General features: G+C 63.4%; 17 protein-coding genes. 5 read left to right on the top strand and 12 right to left on the bottom strand.

The genetic code is table 11. The features are described from left to right. Nucleotides 1–292: 292 nt before the first annotated feature. The 3 genes from ACSYDV_RS01980 to ACSYDV_RS01970 are packed head-to-tail and all read left to right on the top strand — an operon-like array spanning nucleotide 293 to nucleotide 4,709. Entirely contained in the window at nucleotides 293–1,465 is a 1,173-nt protein-coding gene (locus tag ACSYDV_RS01980) for a TolC family protein (RefSeq protein WP_438322062.1), read from the top strand. Further along, nucleotides 1,462–3,552, top strand: coding sequence for an ATP-binding cassette domain-containing protein (locus ACSYDV_RS01975; protein ID WP_438322061.1), 2,091 nt, complete (start codon nucleotides 1,462–1,464; stop codon nucleotides 3,550–3,552). The genes ACSYDV_RS01980 and ACSYDV_RS01975 overlap by 4 nt, the downstream gene beginning before the upstream one ends. 35 nt (nucleotides 3,553–3,587) lie before the next feature. After that, complete coding sequence (locus ACSYDV_RS01970) at nucleotides 3,588–4,709, top strand: beta-barrel domain-containing protein (protein ID WP_438322060.1); 1,122 nt, start codon at nucleotides 3,588–3,590, stop codon at nucleotides 4,707–4,709. A 32-nt stretch (nucleotides 4,710–4,741) separates the two neighbouring features. Here ACSYDV_RS01970 and mnhG read toward each other — a convergent pair whose 3' ends face one another. From mnhG to ACSYDV_RS01920, 10 genes are all read right to left on the bottom strand, one after another. Then, entirely contained in the window at nucleotides 4,742–5,107 is a 366-nt protein-coding gene (mnhG, locus tag ACSYDV_RS01965) for a monovalent cation/H(+) antiporter subunit G (protein WP_438322059.1), read from the bottom strand. Then, complete coding sequence (locus ACSYDV_RS01960) at nucleotides 5,104–5,385, bottom strand: K+/H+ antiporter subunit F (RefSeq protein ID WP_438322058.1); 282 nt, start codon at nucleotides 5,383–5,385, stop codon at nucleotides 5,104–5,106. Before ACSYDV_RS01960 ends, mnhG begins: the two co-directional genes overlap by 4 nt. Further along, the gene (locus ACSYDV_RS01955; RefSeq protein ID WP_438322057.1) at nucleotides 5,382–5,864 is read right to left on the bottom strand and encodes a Na+/H+ antiporter subunit E; all 483 of its coding nucleotides are present in this window, start codon (nucleotides 5,862–5,864) and stop codon (nucleotides 5,382–5,384) included. Before ACSYDV_RS01955 ends, ACSYDV_RS01960 begins: the two co-directional genes overlap by 4 nt. After that, nucleotides 5,861–7,486: a monovalent cation/H+ antiporter subunit D gene (locus ACSYDV_RS01950; protein ID WP_438322056.1), complete on the bottom strand. Its 1,626-nt coding sequence runs from the start codon at nucleotides 7,484–7,486 to the stop codon at nucleotides 5,861–5,863. The genes ACSYDV_RS01955 and ACSYDV_RS01950 overlap by 4 nt, the downstream gene beginning before the upstream one ends. Continuing rightward, a complete protein-coding gene (locus tag ACSYDV_RS01945; protein WP_438322055.1) occupies nucleotides 7,483–7,824 on the bottom strand; it encodes a Na+/H+ antiporter subunit C in 342 nt (113 codons plus the stop codon). The genes ACSYDV_RS01950 and ACSYDV_RS01945 overlap by 4 nt, the downstream gene beginning before the upstream one ends. Beyond that, entirely contained in the window at nucleotides 7,824–10,751 is a 2,928-nt protein-coding gene (locus tag ACSYDV_RS01940; RefSeq protein ID WP_438322054.1) for a monovalent cation/H+ antiporter subunit A, read from the bottom strand. The genes ACSYDV_RS01945 and ACSYDV_RS01940 overlap by 1 nt, the downstream gene beginning before the upstream one ends. Before the next feature lie 270 nt (nucleotides 10,752–11,021). Next, a complete protein-coding gene (locus tag ACSYDV_RS01935; RefSeq protein ID WP_438322053.1) occupies nucleotides 11,022–12,515 on the bottom strand; it encodes an FG-GAP repeat domain-containing protein in 1,494 nt (497 codons plus the stop codon). Nucleotides 12,516–12,542: 27 nt separating this feature from the next. Next, the gene (locus ACSYDV_RS01930; RefSeq protein ID WP_438322052.1) at nucleotides 12,543–15,023 is read right to left on the bottom strand and encodes a TonB-dependent receptor plug domain-containing protein; all 2,481 of its coding nucleotides are present in this window, start codon (nucleotides 15,021–15,023) and stop codon (nucleotides 12,543–12,545) included. A gap of 75 nt (nucleotides 15,024–15,098) precedes the next feature. Continuing rightward, nucleotides 15,099–16,304: a cystathionine beta-lyase gene (gene metC / locus ACSYDV_RS01925; RefSeq protein WP_438322051.1), complete on the bottom strand. Its 1,206-nt coding sequence runs from the start codon at nucleotides 16,302–16,304 to the stop codon at nucleotides 15,099–15,101. A 14-nt stretch (nucleotides 16,305–16,318) separates the two neighbouring features. Next, nucleotides 16,319–17,005, bottom strand: coding sequence for an RNA polymerase sigma factor (locus ACSYDV_RS01920; protein WP_438322050.1), 687 nt, complete (start codon nucleotides 17,003–17,005; stop codon nucleotides 16,319–16,321). A gap of 316 nt (nucleotides 17,006–17,321) precedes the next feature. Here ACSYDV_RS01920 and ACSYDV_RS01915 point away from each other — a divergent pair, with 316 nt between their 5' ends. Together ACSYDV_RS01915 and ACSYDV_RS01910 are read left to right on the top strand one after the other, a co-directional pair. Further along, nucleotides 17,322–18,668, top strand: a complete 1,347-nt coding sequence (locus ACSYDV_RS01915; RefSeq protein ID WP_438322049.1) for a dicarboxylate/amino acid:cation symporter — start codon at nucleotides 17,322–17,324, stop codon at nucleotides 18,666–18,668. Further along, nucleotides 18,665–19,144 (top strand): Lrp/AsnC family transcriptional regulator, encoded by a 480-nt coding sequence (locus ACSYDV_RS01910; RefSeq protein ID WP_438322048.1) that lies wholly within the window; start codon nucleotides 18,665–18,667, stop codon nucleotides 19,142–19,144. Before ACSYDV_RS01915 ends, ACSYDV_RS01910 begins: the two co-directional genes overlap by 4 nt. Before the next feature lie 27 nt (nucleotides 19,145–19,171). On the opposite strand, the gene ACSYDV_RS01905 is transcribed toward ACSYDV_RS01910, so the two are convergent. Beyond that, nucleotides 19,172–20,425 (bottom strand): amidohydrolase family protein, encoded by a 1,254-nt coding sequence (locus ACSYDV_RS01905; RefSeq protein WP_438322047.1) that lies wholly within the window; start codon nucleotides 20,423–20,425, stop codon nucleotides 19,172–19,174. A 1-nt stretch (nucleotide 20,426) separates the two neighbouring features. Continuing rightward, entirely contained in the window at nucleotides 20,427–21,893 is a 1,467-nt protein-coding gene (locus ACSYDV_RS01900; RefSeq protein ID WP_438322046.1) for an amidohydrolase, read from the bottom strand. Between the last annotated feature and the right edge of the window lie 54 nt (nucleotides 21,894–21,947).

The following is a 21,947-nucleotide window of genomic DNA, read 5'->3' as shown; positions in this document are numbered from 1 at the left end:
CCCCTTCGGTCGGTTCCGGGCCCACCCCCTCCATCGGAACCGACCGGAACCGTCACAGCGTCAGAATATTTGTTCCCATCATGTAGCGAGCTACTGAAATATGACGAGCCAGGCGTCGGGGAAAGAAGGCGCAATCGAGATATGCAGGTTCGCGCGAAGACGGCGCCGCGCGTCGCTCGCACTTGCGGCGCTTTGTTGCTCGTCCCTCCCGCTGACGGAGGGAGCATTTGCGCAGTCCGGTACGGAGCCTGTCTATGGCCCGCCTCCGTCAACGGAAAACCGCGTCGAAGGCTTGCCGTGGTTCGATCCGCAACTCGAAGAATTGGCCGGTCGCGCCGCATCGGACCATCCCTCGATCATCGCGGCCGAAGCGAATGCCCGCGCTGCGGGCGCGGATCTCCGGGCGTCGCGATGGCAACGTTTCCCCAGCCTTGGGGTCGAGGGCCTGATCCTCGGGCAACGTACCGACAGAGCGCAAGCGACGGTCACGGTCGAACAGCCACTATGGACCGGCGGCCGGATCAGGGGTTCGATCAGCCGGGCGAGGGCGGCGGAGCAGGCGGCGCTGGCGGGATATGAACAGGCGGTACTCGATATCACCTTGCAGGTGGCGGGCGCCTATTATGAATTTTTCCGGGCCACGCAACGTCGAACTATTCTCGACAATAGTCTGGAGCAGCACCAGCGTCTCCTGGAGTCGATGGAACGGCGCGTGGCGCAGGAAGTCAGCCCGCGATCCGATCTCGAGCTGGTCCGCGCACGCACCGCGCAAGTGTCGCAGCAGATCAATCTGACGGTTGCGCAGCAGCAATCCGCCATGCAGCGCCTGCGCGAACTTGTGGGCGATCCGTTCTACATCGTCACCTCGCCCTACCGGGAGGCCGCCGACCTGCCGCAACTCGACCGCGAAGCGATCGTCGCGGCGGGCCTGATCTTCGACCCTGGTCTCCGCCGCGTGCGGCTCGAGGCCGAGGTCGCCGACGCCGACGCGCGGATCGCCAAAGCGCAGACCCTGCCACAGCTCAACGCCCAATATGGCTATGGCGAGTTCAACGGCCATCAGGTGGGCCTCGCGCTGCGGATGCAAATGGATGGCGGGCTTTCGCGCTTCGCCGCCGCCGATGCGGCGCGCCTGCGACAGGCGTCGAGCGAGGCAAGGATCGGAACTGCCGAGCGCGAACTGCGCGATATTCTGGTGATCGACCATGTCGAATATGAGGCGGCCTCGGCGAGGGCCACGACGACACGCTTTTCGGCCGAAGCGTCGCAGCGCGTCACCGAATCCTATATGCGTCAGTTCACGAGCGGCAGGCGCACATGGCTCGACGTGATGAATGCGGTGCGCGAGAGCACGACTGCGCAGATCGACGCACTGGATGCGCAAGTGAATATGCTCGTCTATTTGAGCCGGCTCATGATGCGGACGGGGCAGTGGCAACCGGCCGAACGGGCGGATAGCCAATGAGCCAGCCGTTTCTGGAATTGATCGAGGCGCTCGCGCGCAGGCGCGGCGTCACCCTTGCGCCGGACTGGGCGTCGGGCGCCCCCGATGACCTGGACCTGGATGATCGGGACGCTGCGGACAGGCTGGCGGCGGCATTGGGCTGGCCGGAGCCGCAACCGGTGGGGGCAAGGCCGCGCGCCAATGCCTTCCCGATGCTGATCTTCACCTCGTCGGGCTGGGCGCTGGCCGAGCAATGGGAAACGCGGACGACGATCCGGGCGCTGGCGTTAGGCGGTATCGAAGAGGTGGTGTGGGACCGGAACAGTCTTTTGGTCGAAATGCGCTTCCCCGCAATGGCCGAGCGCCAGAGCTTCGCGCGTGCGCGCAGCATATTCTGGTCGGCCATCATGCGCCGCAAGCATGTCTTGTTCGAGACGGTCGTTGCGACGGTGGTGGTCAACGCACTTGCGCTCGCGACCTCGCTCTATTCGATGCAGGTCTATGACCGCGTCATCCCGCGCGGGGGCTTCGCAACGCTCTGGGTGTTGACTGCGGGGATCGGCTTTGCGCTGCTCATCGACTTCATGATGCGAGTCATCCGCGCGTTGATGGTCGGGCGTGAAGCGATGGCGATCGATGCCGAGGTCTCCGAATATTTCTTCGATCGCATGCAGGCGGTCCGCCTCGATGCGCGGCCGCCGGGGATCGGGACGATGGCAGCGCAGCTGCGCGGGCTCGAGCAGGTGCGCCAGATTTTTTCGTCGGCTTCGGTCTTCGTTATGGCGGACCTGCCGTTCGCGCTGCTCTTCCTCGTCGTGATGGGGGTGATTGGCGGCGTGATCGTGATCGTGCCGCTGGCAATCTTCATGCTCTCGCTTTTGCTTGCCGTTCTGTTTTCGAAGGGGATTCGCGAGCATGCCGACCGAACGCAGGTGACCGGAAATCGCAAGAACGGCCTTTTGGTCGAGGCGCTCGATGCCTCGGAAACGATCAAGGCCAACCGGGGCGGGTGGCATATGCTCGCCGCGTGGAACAATCTGATCGATGCGGTGAACAGCCATGATGTGAAGGTCCAGCGCTGGTCGGTTTTCGCCAGCCAGACATTCTCGTTCCTGCAGCAACTCGCTTATGTCGGCATCGTCGTTTGGGGCGCTTACCGCGTTAATCAGGGCGATATGACGATGGGCGGGCTGATTGCCTGCACGATCATCAGCGGCCGGATAAACGGGCCGCTGGTCGCATCGCTCCCCGGTTTCGTCGTCCAATGGGGCTATGCCCGGGCGTCGCTTCGCGCACTCGATCAATTGCTGGCGATGCCGAGCGATCAGCCGCTCGATCGGCAAAAAATCCGGCCGGACTCACTTGGATCGGCTTTGAAGGTGGAAAATATCGCGTTCGCGCATGGAGAATCGCGTTTCGGGCTCGCCATTCCCAAATTGGAAATCGGGCCGGGCGAACGCGTCGGAATTATCGGCTCGGTGGGCGCCGGAAAGTCGACTTTGCTGCGGCTGCTCGCCGGCCTCGTCCCGCCACAAAAGGGGCATGTGATGCTTGGCGGCGTCGCACTCGACCAGATCGCCGAAGACAGTCTGCGGCGGGAGATTTGTTATTTCCCGCAGGATTACCGGCTGGTGTCGGGAACATTGCGCGACAATCTGACGATGGGCCTGCCGGCCGTTTCGGACGATCAACTGATGGAAGCCGCGTCGCGGACGGGGCTTGACGATCTGGTCCGCATGCATCCGAAAGGCCTCGATCTTCCGATATTCGAAGGTGGCGGCGGATTGTCGGGGGGGCAGCGCACGATGGTGGGGCTGGCCCGTGTCTTCCTGCTGAGGCCCCGTTTTCTGCTGCTCGACGAACCGACGTCAAATCTCGATCAGGAAAATGAGGCGCGCGTTCTGGAATTTCTGACGAAGGCGAGCGAGCCATCGACATCGATCATCATCGTCACGCACAAGTTGCAATTTCTCGGCGCCATGTCGCGCTTGCTCGTCATGCAGGGGGGCCGGCTCGTCCTCGACGGCGACACGGCATCGGTGATCGAAAAATTGCGCCGCGGAGAGAAGGCGGCGTCCGCCATTCCGCAACCGCAGGCCGGGAGTTGAGGATGCCATTTCCCAAAATTCTTCAGCGATCGAGCATGGTTATCAATATGACTGGGGTCGCGCTTGTCGGCCTCCTCATCTGGGCTGGCTGGGCGGAGATCGATCAGGTCAGCCGCGCGATGGGACAGGTGATTCCGGCGGGACGCGTGCAGGTGATCCAGAGCGCCGATGGCGGTGTGATCGGCGAAATCCTGGTGCGCGAGGGTGATCGCGTTCGTCGCGGGCAAAAGCTCGTCGTCCTCGATCCCGTCCGGATTCAGGCGGCGGTGGAAGAGTCGCGGGCGAAGGTCGCAAGTTATCGCACCATAAAGAGCCGGATCGAGGCCGAGCTATTCAACCGCCCGCTCGTCTTCAGTGACGATGTTCAGGCGTTCCCGGAATTCGTCGCGAACCAGAGGCAGCTCTTCAGTCGTCGGCGCACGGCCCAGGCCGAGGATATCGGCACATTGCGGAACATGCAGGGGATCGCGCGCCGCGAACTGGAAATGAACATGCCGCTGCTGGAATTTGGCGACGTCAGCCGCAGCGAAATCATGCGTCTTCAGCGGTCGGTTGCGGATATCGAGGGGCAAATTGCCAACCGGCAGAATAAATATCTTCAGGACCTTCAGGCCGAATATAGCCGAACCGAAGAAGAGCTTGTCGTCGCCGAGCAGACGCTGAAGCAGCGGCTGGCTGCGCTGGATGCCTCCATCATGTTCGCGCCCACCGACGGGGTCGTCAAAAATGTGCGCTTCACGACGATCGGCGCCGTCCTGCGCCCGGGCGACGAGGTGTTGCAGATCGTGCCGACCGGCGACAAATTGATCATCGAAGCCAAAGTGTCCCCGACGGATATCGCCTATTTGCGGGTCGGTCAGAATGCGTCTGTGAAATTCGACGCTTATGATTCCTCAATCTATGGGTCGGCGCGCGGCCTTGTCACTTACATCAGCCCCGACACGCTTAGCGAACAAAAGCCGACCGGTGAGCAGGTGTTTTATCGCGTCAATGTCACCGCGGATGCCCGATCGCTGCGCCCCCGGGTGGGCGAAGCGATCGAAATTCAGCCGGGTATGACCGCCACGGTCGAGATCAAGACCGGCAAGAACACGGTGCTTGGATATCTGATGAAACCCATATCGAAAACATTCGATGAATCGATGAACGAACGCTGAGCACTTGAATGGCGCGCGCGCAGCCGGCCAGCTTATTCGGTGCCCTTCGTAGTCGGGCTGTCCGGTGGCACGGGCGCGGTGTCTTCGCTGCGATCGCGATAGATGGCGGCCCGGGCCAGCAGCATCAGCGTGACCGGCGTCGTGAGCGTGACGAATATCCCGATCAGGATTTCGTGAACGACGGGACGCGACTGGAGCACGGTGAAACAGATCATCGATGCCGCGAGGATCAGCAACGCACCCACCGTGGAGCCAAGCGTGGGCGCATGAACGCGTTCGTAGAACGTCTTCAGCCGCAGCAGTCCCAATGTCCCGATCAGCGTGATGCCCGCGCCGCCCAGCAGCAGCAGGCCGACGAGAAGCGCCGCCCAGACCGGAAGGTTTGGTGCCTGGATCATTCGATCACCTCGCCGCGCATGAGGAATTTGCTGAGCGCGACGGTGCCCGCGAAGCCGAGCAGGCCGATGGCGAGCGCTGCTTCGAAGTAGAGCGTTCGCCCGGTCTGGACACCATAGGTGACGAGAAGCAGCATCGCGCCGAGATAGAGCGCGTCGAGGCCCAGCACCCGATCCTGCGCGCGCGGGCCGCGGAGCATCCGGTAGGTAGCGCACAGCATCGAGAGCCCCAGCAGAATTTGCGCGGCCGTGATGACGAGGGCCAGAAACAGCGTACTCATTCAAAAATCTCCATGAGCAAACGCTCGTAACGATCCTTGATCAGCTGGATCCATTGCTCCTCGTCGACGAGGTCCAGGACGTGAATGAGGATGACGTGCCGGCCCGCATCATGCTGGACCCATAACGTACCCGGCGTCGCAGTGATGATGACCGCCAGCGCCGCGAGGGCGTGGGGGTTTCGCAGATCAACGGGCAGGTGAAGAAAGCCCGATTTGCGTTCGCCGCGCGGAAACATCACGATCCTCGCCACGGCGATGTTCGATCGGACGATATCGACCGAAACCAGGCCGACGAGCCGGAGTACAGCAAGGCTTGGCTTAAACCCAGTGTCCTCGGGTTGGAGTGCCAGCATCGCACGCGAAACCAGCACTGCAACCAGCCCGCCGAGCAGGACATGGCCCGGAGAGAAACCGGTCAGCAAAATCCACATCACGAACAGGCAAAGGGTCAGAAACGGAAAAGGCACGAGACGTCTCATGGACGGGCACCCACGGCTGCTGCCACGCTCTCGTCCACGACAGGAGCAGCGGGACCGGCGGCTTTGATATAGCCATCCGGATCGTGAAGCGCGGCGGCTGTCGCCTCCATGAAATCCATGACCGGCCCGGCAGCGAGCATCAGCGCGAGGCAGACGGCAAGGAGCAGCCCGATCGGCGTGACTTCGATCAGACTGAGGCGCGAAGGCGAATCCTCCCCCGGCGTCCAGAGCAGGTCGATGCCCGCGCGCGTCATCGAGATCATCGTTGCCAGCCCCGACAGGATGATGAGCGCGATCATGACCCAGTGTGACGGCGCGATCACGACATGGCTGAACAGCGCGTCGATCAGCGCGAACTTCGCAATGAACCCCGACAATGGGGGCAGCCCCGCAAGCAGCAGGGCGCAAAAGATGAAGCCGCCGCCCAGGATCGCAATCGTCCCGGGGATCACCACCCCGATCTCGGTATCCTTTTCCTCGATCGCCCCGACATATTCATCGTCGAACACCGGCTCTGCGATACCCTCGATCATATCGTCCTCGTCGGCGTTGCGCTCGGTGGGCTCGATGATGAGGTAGAAGGCGCTGACCGCCAGCGTCGAACTGACGAGGTAGAAGAGGAGGGCCGCGGTCAGCGCTTCCCCTCCGATACCGATCGAGGCGAGCAGGATGCCCGATGACACCAGCACATAATGGCCTGCGATCCGGGACAGCTGGCGCGCGGCCATGATGCCCAGAATGCCGAACGCCATTGTTGCGAGGCCCGCGAAAAGCAGGGCGTCGTTGGCGAAGCCCGCCGCTCCGCCCGAATCCTTTCCGAACAGCAGAAAGGACAGCCGCAGGATGATATAGATGCCGACCTTCGTCATGATCGCGAACACCGCCGCGACGGGAGGCGAGGCGGCGGCATAGGTTCGCGGCAGCCAGAAGCTGAGCGGCCAGATGCCGGCCTTGACGAGGAAGGCGACGCCAAGGATCGCCGCTCCCGATTCCAGAAGCGCAAGATCCTCGCTGTCTACCGCGCTCACACGCACGGCGAGATCGGCCATGTTGAGTGTGCCCGTCACCGAATAGATGAGGGCCACGCCGGCAAGGAACAGCAGCGATGCCGCGATATTGATCGCGATATAGTGAAGGCTGGCGCTGGTGCGCTCGGTCCCCGACCCGTGCAGGATGAGGCCGTAGGATGCGGCGAGCAGGACCTCGAAAAATACGAAAAGGTTGAAGATGTCGCCGGTCAGGAAGGCGCCGTTGATCCCCATCAGCAGAAGCAGAAACAGCGCGTGGAAGCGCGGTCCCGATCGGTCCCAGCGGGCAGTTGCGTAAAAGAGCGACGTAAAGCCGAGGATGCTGGTCAAAAGCAGCATCATCGTGGACAGGCGGTCGGCGACGAGCGTGATCGCGAAGGGCGAGGGCCAGTCGCCGAGCCGGTAAGCGACGGGGCCGCCCTCGCGGGCAAACCACAGGAGGATTGCCGCGACGGCGATCAGCAGGGCTGCGGCGCCAAGGCTGAGCACCCGTTTTGTCGCACGGCGCCGTTCATCCAGCGACAGCATCAGCGCGCTGGCGACCAGCGGCAGCAGGATCGGCAGGATGATCAGGTGCTGGAACCATCCCGTCATGGCTCGCCGTCCTCGCCATCGACATGGTCGGTCCCGGTCAGGCCGCGCGAGGTCATGAGCACGACAACCAGAAGCGCGGTGGTCGCGAACGAGATCACGATGGCTGTCAGGACCAGCGCCTGCGGGAGCGGGTCGGCATACGTCGCCGGATCGGCGGGACCCTTGCCGACGACGGGAGGCGCATCGGTGCGAAGGCGCCCCGCCGCGATGATGAAGAGGTTGACCGCGTAGGATAGCAGCGACAACCCCAGGATGACCTGAAAGGTTCGCGGCCGGAACAACAGCCAGAGTCCCGACGCGGTCAGGACGCCGATGGCGAGCGAAAGGACGACTTCCATCAGGCGTTCCTTTCCGGCGGGGGCGCCGGTTGATCTTCGCCCGCCTTCTTTTTGAGCGGCGACCGGATCGACTGGTGTGCAAGCGCGATCAGGATCAGGACCGTGGTCCCGACGACGACGGCGAACACCCCGATATCGAACAGCAGCGCGCTGGCGATCGGCACATTGCCGATCAGCGGGACCGGCAAATAGCTGAAATAGCTCGTCAGGAAGGGATAACCCGCGATCCACGCCGCGAGCCCCGTCCCCACCGCGAGCAGAAGGCCGATGCTGATCCACCGCAGCGGCCGGATGTCGAGGCGCGCCTCGACCCAGCGCGTCCCGCCGGCCATGTAAAGCAGGAGGATGGCGATCGAGGCTGTCACGCCGCCGGCGAAACCGCCGCCCGGCAGATCGTGCCCGCGCATCAGGAGATAGATGGCGAAGGTCAGGATGACCGGAAACAGCCACTGCATGATGATCCGCGGCACGAAAAGATAATGGGCCAGCGTATCGCCGTGCGAGCGTTCCTCCTCCGCATGGTCGAAATCGTTCTGGCGCTGTTGCTGATGCGGAAGTTCGATGCTTTCCGGCGCGGGGCGGAAGCGGCGAAGAAGCGTGAAAACGGTCAGTGCGACGATAGCCAGGACCGTAATCTCGCCGAGCGTGTCAAAGCCGCGGAAATCGACGAGGATGACATTGACGACGTTCGCACCGCCGCCTTCGGCATAGGCGTTTTCGACAAAATATCGCGATATGCTGTCGACGGGCGGGCGGGTCATCATTGCATAGGAGAGCGCGGCCATTCCCGCACCCCCGGCAATCGCCAGCACGAGGTCGCGACTGCGGCGTATCCGGACCATCAGCGGTGTTCGCGCTTCCGGCCAGATATCGGGCTTTCGCAGCGGCAGCCAGCGCAGCCCCAGCAGCAGAAGCACGAGCGTGACGATCTCGACCAGCAACTGGGTGAGGCCCAGATCGGGTGCCGAGAGCCAGACGAAGCTGATGCAGGTTGCCAGACCCGCCCCGCCGATCAGCGACAGGGCGACGAGGCGGTGGAATTTTGCGAGCCACGCCGCCCCGACCGCGCAAAGGCCGCCGATGATCCAGAGGAGCGCAAACACCGGATCGATCAGCGTGATCCGCTCGGACCCCGGGTGGTAACCCAGGAACAGGAAGGGCAGCGCGCCGAGAAGGATCGCGGCCCCGATAAGAAGCCGTAGCTGGACCTGCAGTTTCTGCGTCCCCAATATCCGGTGCAGGTCGCGTGCCGCATCGACGATCGCGGCGAGCACCGCCTCGAACGTGCGCCGCGCCTTGAGGCGGCCGATCACCGGCGAGCGCTCGACCTTATTGAGGCGCGCCCCGAAACGCGCATAGGCCAACGCTCCGCCGACGAGTGCGGCAACGCTCATCAGCAGCGGCAGGTTGAAGCCGTGCCAGATCGCAAGGCTATAGGTCGGCGTTCGCTCGCCCAGCACCGCCTCGACGGCGATCCCGAGCAGGGGGCCGATGGTGAGGGTGGGCAGGATGCCGACGAGCAGGCACGCGAGCACCAGTATTTCGATCGGCAGCCGTATCCAGTGGGGCGCCTCCTGCGGCGTGTGCGGCAGGTCCACGGGGGGAGGGCCGAAGAAGGTCTGGTGGATGAAGCGGATCGAGTAAAAGACGCTGAAGCCGCTGGCGAGCGTTGCCAGATAGGGCAGGACAAGATCGATGATCGTGCCGCTATGCGCCTCGAGTGCCTCGGCAAGGAACATTTCCTTTGACAGAAATCCGTTGAGGAGCGGAACTCCTGCCATTGCGGCGGCCGCCACCATGGCGAGCGTCGCGGTGATCGGCATGAATTTCGCAAGGCCGCTTAGTCGTTTGAGGTCGCGGGTGCCGGTTTCGTGATCGATAATGCCGGCCGCCATGAAGAGCGATGCCTTGAAGGTCGCGTGGTTCACGGTGTGGAAAATCGCCGCGACCGCGGCCAGCGGACTGCCGAGGCCGAGGAGCAGCGTGATCAAGCCAAGGTGGCTGATCGTCGAATAGGCGAGCAGGCCCTTGAGGTCCTGCTGGAAAATGGCCGACCAGGCACCGACGAGCAGCGTTGCGAGGCCGGCGGTCGTCACGATCAGATACCAGCTCTCGGTCCCCGACAGCGCGGGCCACAGAAGGATGAGCAGGAATATGCCTGCCTTCACCATCGTAGCCGAATGAAGATAGGCCGAGACGGGCGTCGGCGCCGCCATGGCGTGCGGGAGCCAGAAGTGAAACGGGAATTGGGCGCTCTTCGTGAAAGCTCCCAGAAGGATCAGGATCAATGCGGGGAGATAGGCATCGTGTGCACGAATGATGGGGCCCGCAGCCAGCACGGCGTCGATATCATAGCTTCCCGTTATTCTGCCGAGCAGCAGGAAGCCGATGAGCATGCATACGCCACCGAAGCCGGTGACGATCAGGGCCATTCTCGCGCCGTCGCGTGCGCCCTGATTATGATGCCAATAGCCAATGAGCAGAAAGGAGAAGAGGCTTGTCAGTTCCCAGAAGAAGGCGAGCTGGATCAGATTGCCCGAGAGGACGATGCCGAGCATCGCGCCCATGAAGGCTTGGAGAAATGCGAAGAAGCGCGGAACGGGGTCCTCCGGGGACATATAATAACGCGCATAGAGAATCACGAGCGAGCCGATTGCCAGCACCATGAGCGCGAAGAGCCAGGTAAATCCGTCAAGCCGCAGCGTGAATTGAAGACCGAGCGACGGCAGCCAGGAGGCTTCATGGCGGATTATGCCGCCCGCGGCCACGGCGGGGTAAAGCGCCGCGATCAGGAGGAGTCCGGTCAGCGCGATCGAACCCGCTATCGCCGAGGCCCAGTTGCGCCCGGCCTGCGGCAGGGCCGCCACAATGACGCCACCGAGGAACGGAAGGCTCAGCACGGCCAACAGATATTGCGGGTCGTGCATCGGTGAGAAAGAACTCCTGCTGACGGTGAGATGTCCGATCCGTCTTAAAGACGGTCATTGTGTCGGGGCAAGGGTGTGGTCGGCATTTTTCTCCGATTAAATGCAGCGCAAGTGTTTTGGGCCCGCGTCAGGACCCATTGATCAAAGCCCGAAGATGACGGTTTTGGCGAGGGCCGCAGCGGAGAAGAAAGCCTTCGGGTGCCGATTCTGATATTTTATCTTCACGTCTCGCAATTGCTGCCTTGCGCCTCAAAGCGCAGCGTCTGCAGTCTATCTATGCAGACGTATGACCAATTCACGGCCGACATAATGTGCTGGGTCAACAGCTTCTATCGATTGCCGCTTGCGGCCCGATTTATCCATGAAGGTCACTTCGAGATTCACCGGCGCGGACGACGCAAGACCGAAATGGAGCGGCTGCGCGCCTTGTGAATTATATCCTTCGCCGGTCGAAACCTGGCGAGTGGCGATGATCTTTCCGGCGGTGTCGGTCAGGCGGACTTCGGCGCCCATGCGCGTGAAGCGCCCGGCCCTGTCGAGGACGCGAACGGCGAGGCTGCGCCGGGCGATCACCTTGTCGAGAGCGTTGCGGAAAAGAAAATGGCCGCCCACATCGGTGTATCCACGCGTGACTGAGAGATCGAGCGCCCCATCGCGGTCATAATCGATCCACTGAACGCCGTGGTCGGCTACGTCGAGTGCCGAACCGGCGGGCAAAATGTTGACGAACCCCTTTCCGCCGAGATTGCGGTAGAGCCGGTTCGCGGGCTGCTGAGCGCCCGATTTGCCGGTGTAGGCGGAGACGAAGAGGTCGAGCCAACCGTCATTATCGAAATCGCCCCAAGCTGCGCCGACGGCGTGATTGTCCTCGGCGAGACCGAGGCGCGACGCGACATCCTCGAAGCGGCCATCGCCCAAGTTACGATACAAGATGTTGAGGCCATAGCTCGCGACGAACAGGTCGAGCTCGCCGTCATTGTCATAATCGCCAACCGCGCAGCCAACGCTGCCTTCGGCACGCGGGCGGCCTGGACGGTCCATGCCGAGCGCAGGAGCGACGTCAGTGAAGCGATCGCCATCGTTGCGCCACAGCGCGTCGGTTGCGCCCGACTGGTTGGCGAGGAAGAGATCGAGATCGCCATCCCGGTCGAAATCGAACCAGCAGGCGCCGACGGTCGGCCTCGCGTCGTCGCCGGCCTGCTCGGCAGGGACGCGCACGAAGCGGCCTGCATCCTGGCGATACAGGGCGTTCGGGCCAGAGCGGTTAGCGGCGAAGAGGTCGAGGTCGCCGTCATTGTCGAAATCGACCCAGCTCGATTGGCGAGCCGAGCGGCCCGCCGCGACGGGCTCCGCCGTCTGTGCGACGAAGCCGCGGCCGCCGTTGTTGCGAAAAAGAAGGTTGGCGGCGCTTTCGTTGGTGGCGCCCGCATAAAGATCGGGCCAGCCGTCGCCGTCATAATCCCCCCACGCAAGGCCGCGCATCTCGGCGCCTGTGACGGGCAGCCCCATCGCGACGCCGATGCTCGTGAAGCGACCGCGATCGTTGCGATAGAGACGAATCTCCCCGTTTTTGAGCGAGACGGCGAGGTCGAGGTCGCCGTCGCGGTCGAAATCGGCCCAGCTGTTCGAAAGCGAGCCGGGCAGGCTGAAGTCCGCCGCCTGAACGGGCGTGAACGCGGGGGCCGTCGTCTGGGCCGCCCCGCCGCCGGCGACGCCGGTCGACAGGACGGCCCACGACAGTGCCCGCATCAGTTTATCGCGCATGATGCGGGCTCCCGTGGACGGTGGGGGTCAGAAATCGAGCGAAATCCGTCCATAATAATATCCGCCATATTGGCCGAACGGTCCGGCGCCATAAGGAGCGAGCCCGATGGTGTTGGCGACGGTCGTCTTGTCGGGATAGACGTCGAAGATATTATAGGCGCCCGCGGCGACCCGCAATTTTTCGGTCACGCCGTAAGACACTTCAAGATCGGTGATCCATTTGGCGCCGAAGCTCTGGTCGTTGTCCGGGCGGTTGTTGACGAGGTTATCGAGCGACTTGAACTTGTCGTAGCGGGTTTCCTTGAGATTGATCGCGAACGGACCCGATTCGAAATTGGCACCGAGGATCAGCTTGGTCTTCGGACCCGAAGTGAACCAGCCCTGCGTGCGCCGGTCGAACAGGGTCAGGCCAAGGCCCGCGAGTTCGGTCGGGTTTGCGGCGATCCTTTTGATATCGGTATCATTATAGTTGAAGCCGACGCTGGTGCGCAGGCGCCCGGCGCTTCCGACATCGAACGCATAGGTCCCGACCACGTCGATCCCGCGCGTGCGGGTATCGACGGCGTTGGTGAAGAAGCGCACAGACTGGTCGCCGGAGAAGCCATTGGCGACCAGGATGTTGCGGATACCTGCGCCCGACAACAGACCCGTGAGGGTGATGCGGTCGTCGAGATCGATCTGATAGGCATCGACCGACAGCGAAAGCCCCGCCGCCGGGGTCAGGGTGAAGCCGAGGCTGTAATTCTTCGACTTTTCGGGTTTCAGCGGCTGCGCCCCCAGCGCCTGCGCGACGGGAGAACCCGTCTTCACAATCTTGGTGAGCACGGGGATATAGACGCCGCCGACGAGGTTGATCGAGGTCGATGTCTGAGCAAAATCCTGTTGGGCAAGCGAGGGAGCGCGGAAGCCGTTGCTGAACGCCCCGCGGAACGCCAGCCAGTCCGTCAGCTCATAGCGCGCGCTGACCTTCCCGCTGAAGACGCTGCCCGAGCTGTCGTCGAAATGTTCGAAACGGCCGGCTGCGGTGACGAGGAAACGAGGGCTGACGTCGAGTGCCAGATCGACATAACCCGCCCACACATTGCGGTTCACGTCGGCGGCATCGTCGGGCGTAACAACGATCGCGCCTTGCGCACCGACCTGTGCGGGAGTTCCTGCGAGCGGCCCGCTGGAATAGAAATATCCGCCATTGCGGTAGCTGTCGACGTCGAGCGGCTTGGTCACATAGGATTCATAACGATATTCGGCGCCAAGCGAGACCTGCAGCGCCATCTCGCCGCCAAGCTCGACGCGGCGGGTGATGTCGAGATTGTTCGTCCACTGGTCGAATGCCGAGCTGAACGTCTTGAATTCGGTCGGGCTCGACGGCCCGATCGACGCGTTGAGTGTATTGTCCGCGCCATTCTCCGCATAGTTGCGCCCATAGGTGCTGCTGAGATCGATGTTCCAGCCACCCGCTTCGCCACGCAGGCCACCGGTCAATTGAAAGTCCGTCTCTTTAAGCGTGTAGAAAGGCGAAAAGCCGTCAGGATAGATTTCGAGGATATTCTGATTGGTGTTTGGGCGCCGACCGGCTTGGCCGACGCGCGCGTCGCGATAACCGAAGGTGCCGTCGGAATAGAATGTGACGTTGCCGATCGGCAGAACGAGCGTCTGTGCGACCTTGATGTCGGTCACTTCGGGGAGACCGCCGAGATAAGTTCGGCGATTGACGGTCAGCTCGCGCGGATCGCGTGCGCCGCCGGGCAGGGGCGCATAGAAATTGATGTTATCGGGAATGGCCGTGTTGCGAATTGCGGTTTGTGCCTTCTTTCCCTCGACCGACAGAGTGAAAGAGCCATCATCGCCGAGCGCGAAGCCGTGCGAAACGCTGCCCGAAATAGTCTCGCCATCGCTGCCGCTGCCGTCGCGGCCATAACGCTGGCCGGCTTCGATCGTCGCGCGGCCGCCGCTATCGTTGGTCTTGAGGATGATATTGATGACCCCCGCGATCGCGTCCGAGCCATATTGCGCGGACGCGCCGTCGCGCAGCACTTCAATGCGCTCGATCGCGCTTGACGGGATGAGGTCGAGATCGACCGGGTTGCCGCCCTGCGAGGTGGCGCCCGAGTTGAAGTCGATGATCGAGCTGTTGTGGCGGCGCTTGCCATTGACGAGCACGAGGACGTGGACGCCCGACAGACCGCGAAGGCCGGCAGGCCGCGTCAGGCTGTTGAACGACGAGCTGCCGACCGTCGTCGACTGGAAAGACGGGACGAGCTGGGTAAGCGCGTCGCGCAGCTGCATGCCGCCGCCCAGCTTTTCCAGCTCTTCGCCGCCGATCACGTCGATCGGGGTCGGGCTCGAAATGACGGTGCGACCCTGGCCGCGGGTGCCGGTCACGATGATTTCGGATTGGGATACCGATTCGCCGGCATCGTCTGCGGCGACATCCTGCGCGAAGGTGGGCGCCGACATGGCGCCGGCGATGCATGACGCCCCCATCAGCAGTCTTGTATATGTTTTCATGGCCTTGCTCCTGAACACGGAAAAATGTTCCCCCTGGTGAACCTGCTCGATTTTCGTTTTTGCCGTTTCCGGCGTTTATCCTGCGGCCCGCAATCTGGGCTGCGACGCGGCGGTGTCCTGCGAAAGGGTGTCGAGCCCTTGCCGCAAATCGGCGATAAGGTCATCCACCCTTTCGAGCCCGATGTGCAATCTTAGCAAGGGGCCGGGATAGTTAAGCTTGTGGGTCCGGGCCTTCAGCTGCGGATCGACGGGGATCGCGAGACTTTCGTAACCGCCCCAACTGAACCCCAGACCGAACAGTTCGAGCCGTTCGACCATCTCTGCGACCGCAGCGTCGGATACGGGTTCGAGAACTGCCCCGATAAGGCCGCAGATGCCGGTGAAATCGCGTTTCCATATGGCATGACCGGGATCGGTTGGCAGCGCCGGACACATGACCGAGCGGACCTCGGGCTGTGCTTCGAGCCACTCGGCTACCCGGAGCGCCGCGGCGCCATGATGCGCGAGACGGGTGTGAAGCGTGCGCAGCCCGCGGATCGCCATATAGGCATCGTCGGGCGAAACCGCCCAGCCGGTCTCGTAACTCGACGTCGCGAGAAGGTCGGCGGCATGTCCCTTGGCAGCGGCAAGGCCCATGAACACGTCCGAATGTCCGCAGACATATTTGGTGAGCGACTGGATGCTGACGTCGATGCCGTGATCGAGCGGTTTGAACAGCACGCCAGCCGACCAGGTGTTATCGATGACGGTCATCACGCCGGCTTCCTTCGCCATCGCGGCGATCGCCGGAACGTCCTGCATCTCGAAGGTCAGCGAACCGGGGGATTCGAGGAAGATCACGCGGGTGGCCGGCGTGATCATCGCCCGGATCGCCTCGGCGTCGTCGGCCGGATCGAAATAGCGGGCGGTGACGCCATAGCGTGCGAGCGTGCCGGCGAGGAAGCGCCGGGTCGGATTATAGACGGTGTCGCAGGCGAGGACCTCGTCGCCCGCCGAGAGGAGCGCAAGCAAGGTGCCGGTGATCGCGGTGAGGCCAGAGGGGTATATGAACGCCTCGTCGGCATTTTCGAGGTCGCGCAGGGCATCGCGCAGCGTGCGCTGCGTCGAGAGGCCGACACGGCCATAGGTGACCTTGCCGCCGTCATAGAGTGCCTCGCAGCTCGGCAGCAGCACCGTCGAGCCGCGCTGGATGGGAGGGCCCGGCGTGCGCTGGAGCGCGTCGCACGGACTGTCGCCGTGGATGAGCCGCGTCTGCTCGTGAACCGTGCTGCAAAGCGTCATTTATCTTTTCTTTCTCAGATGGAATTGGAGAGGAGTTTCTGTCGCTGCCGCGAAAGGCCATTGCGGCTCGCCGCGACCAGATCGCTGCGGCGGACGACCGAGAGCGCCTTGGCGGCCTTGGTCACGTGCTTTTCGATCGCGCTCGTCGAAATATTATAGCGGGTCGCGAGGCTCTTCAGGCTTGACCCTTCGACGCGGATCGCGACGAGAATTTCCTGTGTGCGCTCGGGGAGCTGGCTGAGCGTGGTCTCGACTGCGCGAACCTCGTCTTTTGCAAGAAGGATCCGCAAAGGCGAGATGTCATCGACCGGATGGTCGGGCTCGTCGAGCGGGCAATGACAGTCTTTGCGGCGCGTCGTCTGGCGGCGATGCCGATCGATGAGTGTCGCTTGCGCCGCCTGGAAAAGATAGCATTTGGGATGGGCGACCGCCGCAGCGTCGGCGCGCCGGACGATGTTGAGGAGCACATCCTGCAAGACGTCGTCGAGATCGGAGACCGGTACGCGGCGACGGAGATATTTTCTGAGGAGGGGGACGTGGGGCCAAAAGGCCTCGACGAGGTCGGGAGCGGACCCGCCCGAGGCCGAGCGGTAAGCAACCTGCGGCTTTTCCGTGGGCGGCGCCGTAACCTCGAACGCCTGCCCGACATCGTCGATGACGTTTTCATTCCCATGGTCGGCCCCGTAGGCGCTGAATGTCATCTTATGTCCCCTCTTGGCGACATTTTATGACATGATTATCAGGGTGATTTCATTACCGACTTTGAGGTGGTTTCATCGATTATTGGGATAAATGAACTCAAAAATCGCTATTCCTTCGATTGTTTGATCGAATAATGGGATAGGCAACGTTTGTTCGGTCGAATCGTCTGTCCTGAAATCGCCTTTGAAATGCAATAATCGCTCGCCGGGTGAGAAACTTCCTCGCGGAATGGTGTTTTGGGCGATGGGGTATTCGGTATTCGCCGCGTCAAAGCCAAGGGGCCTTCCGTTTCGCGGAGGCAGGAGGAGTGGTCGCATGACGAGAACCTGGCTTATATTATCGGCGCTGGTCGCCGGGCTGGCGCTGGGCGTGGGATGGACGCGGCTCGGGCTGGCGGGTCTGGACGATGCTGTCGCCATATCCGATAGCATCGGCGGCGTCTGGCTCGACGGCCTCCGGATGACGATCATTCCGCTTGTCGTCTCGCTCCTGATCACGGGGATCGCAAAGACCGTCGATAGTGCACGCGGCGATCGCGTCGCGCTGCGCTCTGTGGTTACTTTCGTCGCGCTGCTCTGGATTTCGACCGCAATGGCAGCGGTCCTCGTGCCCGCGTTGCTTGGCATCTTCCCTATGCCCACCGAAGCCGCGCGTTCGCTTGCCGCGAGCCTCTCGACCGGCGCTGATGTCGGCGCACCGACGGTCGGGATCGGGGCGTTCCTGCGTTCGATCGTACCCACTAACCCGATTGCCGCGGCCGCGAACGATGCGCTGCTGCCGCTCATTCTGTTCACCGCCGTCTTCGCTGTGGCGCTCGCGCGGCTTCCCGCCGCGCAGCGCGAGCCGGTGACCGCCTTCTTCGACACGACCGCAAGCGCGGTCCTGCTTATCGTGGGCTGGGTGCTCGCGCTCGCGCCGATCGGCGTGCTTGCGCTGGCCTTTGGCGTCGGCGCGCGGGCTGGCACCTCGGCGATCGGCGCGCTCGCCCATTATGTCGTGATCGTCTCCAGCGCGGGTCTTGCCGCCTGGGCGCTGGCCTATCCTGTCGCGGTATTTGGCGGCCGCGTGCGGCTTCTGGCTTTTGCGAAGGCGGTGGCGCCCGCGCAGGCGGTCGCGCTCAGCACCCAGTCGTCGCTCGCATCGCTGCCGCCGATGCTAAAGGCGTCGGCCGATCTCGGGGTCGAACGCTCGGTGTCGCGCGTCTCCCTTCCGGTGGCGGTCGCAATCTTTCGGGTGACGAGCCCGGCAATGAACCTTGCGGTTGCCATTTATGTCGCACACTGGCTCGGCCTCTCACTCGCCCCGTCGGCGATCGCGGCCGGTGCGGCGGTCGCAGCGATCACGACGATCGGGTCGGTGAGCCTCCCAGGACAGGTGAGTTTCCTGACTTCGGTCGCGCCGATTTGCGTGGCGATGGGTATTCCGATCGAACCCTTGGCGCTCCTCATCGCGGTCGAAATGATTCCCGATCTTGTGCGGACTGTTGGCAATGTGACGATGGACGTCGCTGCGACGACGGCGATCGCGCGGATGGGACCAGCGCTTCGTGACGGCGATGCGCTGGACAACGAAGATATGGCAGATGCGGGGACCGCAGTGCCGCAGCCCGCTCTTGCGGCGGGCGCTACGGATGCTCAGAACACACAAGGAGGATTGGCATGACCCGCGTTTCCCTCGACGACGCCGATGTCCGGATATTGGGGATACTCCAGGAGGATGCCACGCTGTCGGTCGCTGCCGTCGCGGCCAAGGCCAATATGTCGCAAAATGCATGCTGGCGGCGGATCAAGCGGCTCGAGGAGAGCGGGGTGATCTTGCGCCGCGTTACCATCCTCGACGCGGCCGCGCTTGGCCTCGACCTGACCGTCTTTGTGAGCCTGCGGGCCTCCGAGCATAGCGAGGCCTGGCTTGAAATGCTCAACTCGGCGATCCGCGACATTCCCGAGGTGGTCGAATTCTACCGCATGACCGGTGATGTCGACTATCTGCTCAAGCTGAGGGTGGAGAATATGGCCGCCTATGACGCGGTCTACCGGCGTATCATCCGATCGATCCGGCTGACCGACGTAAGCTCGGCTTTTTCGATGGAGGAAATCAAGTTCACCACGGCGCTGCCGCTCAAGGCGCGCCCGTCCTGACCTGCAGGACGGGCGCAACGCTGATCGTCAGCGCGTGTAGCGCTTGCCGAGTTCGGTGGCGCGCGAAGTCAGCGGCTGTTCTTTTCCGGCGATGAAGATCGCGCTCGGCTGGGTAAGCGGTTCGAGCGGATCGCCGTCCCAGATCACGATGTCGGCCGCCTTGCCGGGCGCGATCGAGCCCATATGGTCGGCGACGCCGAAGATCCGCGCGGGCGCAAGCGTGAGCGCCTCGATACCTGCGGCGTAGGGAAGGCCGCGCGATACGGCGAGCCCTGCATTGTAGCGCATCTCGCGCACGCGGTGGCCGGCGTCGTTGCCGCCGATCGCGATATCGACCCCCGCCGCCTTCAGGATCGAGGCATTCCGCAGCGAAGCGCCGAGCATGTCGAAGTTCGACGGTATGTTCGAGGTCGGGTTGATGAGGACGGGCACGTTTGCCGCCGCGATCTCGCTGGCCACGCGCCAGGCTTCCTCCGCGCCGCTCAAGATGATCTTGAGCTTATAGTCGCGAGCGAGCCTCAGCACTTGCTGAATGTCGGCGGCACGGTGCACGACGACGATCAGCGGCATCGTGCCCGCGAGCACGGGCTTCAACGCCGCGACGTCGGCTTGTGACATTTCGAACGGATATTCGTCGCGCGGCGCCTGGCGTGCCAGGTCGAAGATCTGGCGTAGCTGGACGAATTCTGCGGCGCGCGAGCCGCCGATGCGCGCAGCGCCGTCCTCGCCGAGTTCGAGCATCATGCCGATGCCCGGTCGGTGGAGGATGTTCGCGCCCTCGCCGAGCGAGATCATCGCAGCCTTGCCGGCAAAGGGCAGCTCGCGTTCCTGATCGCTGTCGTCGTAATCGGGCATGACGACGGCATGGGTGACCCCGCCAAGGCGGGCGATCGGGATGAGCGTCGAGGCCGGGTTCAGACCGTACTGAACGTCGAACGAGGCGCTGATCCCGGAATTCCCGGTCTTGGTGTCGACCGACCCGTGCACCGAATTGACTTCGACGAGCCCGAGCGCGGTGTTGACCGCGATCAGGCCGGGCGTAACCGTCGCGCCCCTGGCGTCGATCGTGCGCAGCCCTGCGGGAACCGCGAGGCCGGGGCCGGCCGCGACGATGCGGCCATCGCGCACGACGACCGTGCCGTTTTCGACCTCGCCGACCGGGCCGGGGGTGACGAGATGCGCATTGGTGATTGCGAAGGACTGGGCGATGGCGGGGGAGGCGCCTGCCGTCGCGGTGAGGATCAGGGCAAGCGCGGCGCAGGCCGGAAAGTGGCGTTTCATCTCATTCCTCCCCGACCGGCTGGCCGATTTCGAAGTCGCTCTTGTAGCGGGTGGCGGGATCGCTGGTGTCGAGGACGAGCGCGCCATCAATGAAAACTTTCTCGGCGATCGCATAGACGCTGAAGGGATTCTTGCTCCACAGCACGACGTCGGCCATCTTGCCGGGCTCGAGCGACCCCGTTTTGTCGGCGATCCCCATGATCTTCGCGGGGTTGATGGTGATCCACTTGATCGCTTCTTCCTGCGAAATGTCGATGCCGGCGCGGCGCCCGGCGGCGATCGCCACCGCGCTTTCGACATTGAGGCGTTGGACGAGGCGTTGCTCGTCTGAGTGGATCGCCACACAGACGCCGGCCCTGCTGAGGATCGCGGCATTTTCCTCGATCGCATCATAAGCTTCCATCTTGAAGCCCCAGCGCGTCGCCCAAGTCGCTACGCAGACGTCATCGGCGGCGAGCAGATCGGCGATCTTATAGGCCTCGACGGCATGGTGGAAAGCGCGCGTCTTGTAACCGAACTCGTGGCCGACATCGAGCATCACAGCCATCTCATCGGCGCGGTAGCAATGATTCTGGACAAGAATGTCGCCCTTGAGAACGCCCGCCAGCGTCTCCATCCCAAGATCGCGCTTGGGCGCCTCGGCAGCCTCGCCGCGCGCGCGTTTCTTCTCATAGGCATCGACCTTGCGGCCATATTCGGCGGCATCGATCCACGCGCGGCGGAAGCCCGCGACTTCGCCCATGCGTGTCGCAGGCGCGCGGCCACGGCTGCCGTATCGGCCCTTCGGATTCTCGCCGCAGGCCATTTTCAGCGTGTAGGGAGCGCCGGGGAACTTCATCTGCTGGACGGTGACCGCGGGGACATTCTTCACGCTGACGCCGCGACCGCCGAAGAGATTGGCCGAGCCTGGAAGGATGAGCAGGCTCGTGACGCCGCCGGCGCGTGCCTTGGTGAAGACCGGGTCCTGCGGCCAGACCGAATGCTCGGCCCAGACATGCGCGGTATAAGGGTCGATATTCTCATTGCCGTCGGCATGGCCCTGAACACCCGGCGCCGCAAAGACGCCCAGATGCGAATGCGCGTCGATGATACCGGGCGTGACCCACTTGCCGCGGCCGTCGATGACGCGCGCGCCATCGGGGACCGCGATATCGGCGCCGACCGCGACGATCTTGCCCGCCGCCATCAGCACCGTGCCATTGTCGATCCGCGTTCCCGTACCAGTCAGGATCGAGGCGCCGACGATCGCGGTGTCCGCCGCGGGGCGTGGCCGATAGGTACTCGCGAAGGGAGCCGGGGTGGCCGCCTCGCTTGGCTGGGGGACGGGCGGCGGCGTATCGGCTGGACGCGCCGAGGTGGCGGCGGCCGAACAGCCGGCAAGCAGCGCGAGCGCGGTACCAAGGAGCGCGGTTCGCGCGGCGCGGCGGCCGTGCAGACGGAAGAAGTTGTCGGTAAGCTTTCGTGTCACGCCGGGATCACCTTGTGCGGAAACGATGGGAAGGGCGGCAATCCCACCGTCGCG

It is taken from the genome of Sphingopyxis selenitireducens, assembly GCF_051550705.1.
GTDB lineage: Bacteria > Pseudomonadota > Alphaproteobacteria > Sphingomonadales > Sphingomonadaceae > Sphingopyxis.
This window is presented reverse-complemented; position numbering and strand designations above follow the sequence as displayed.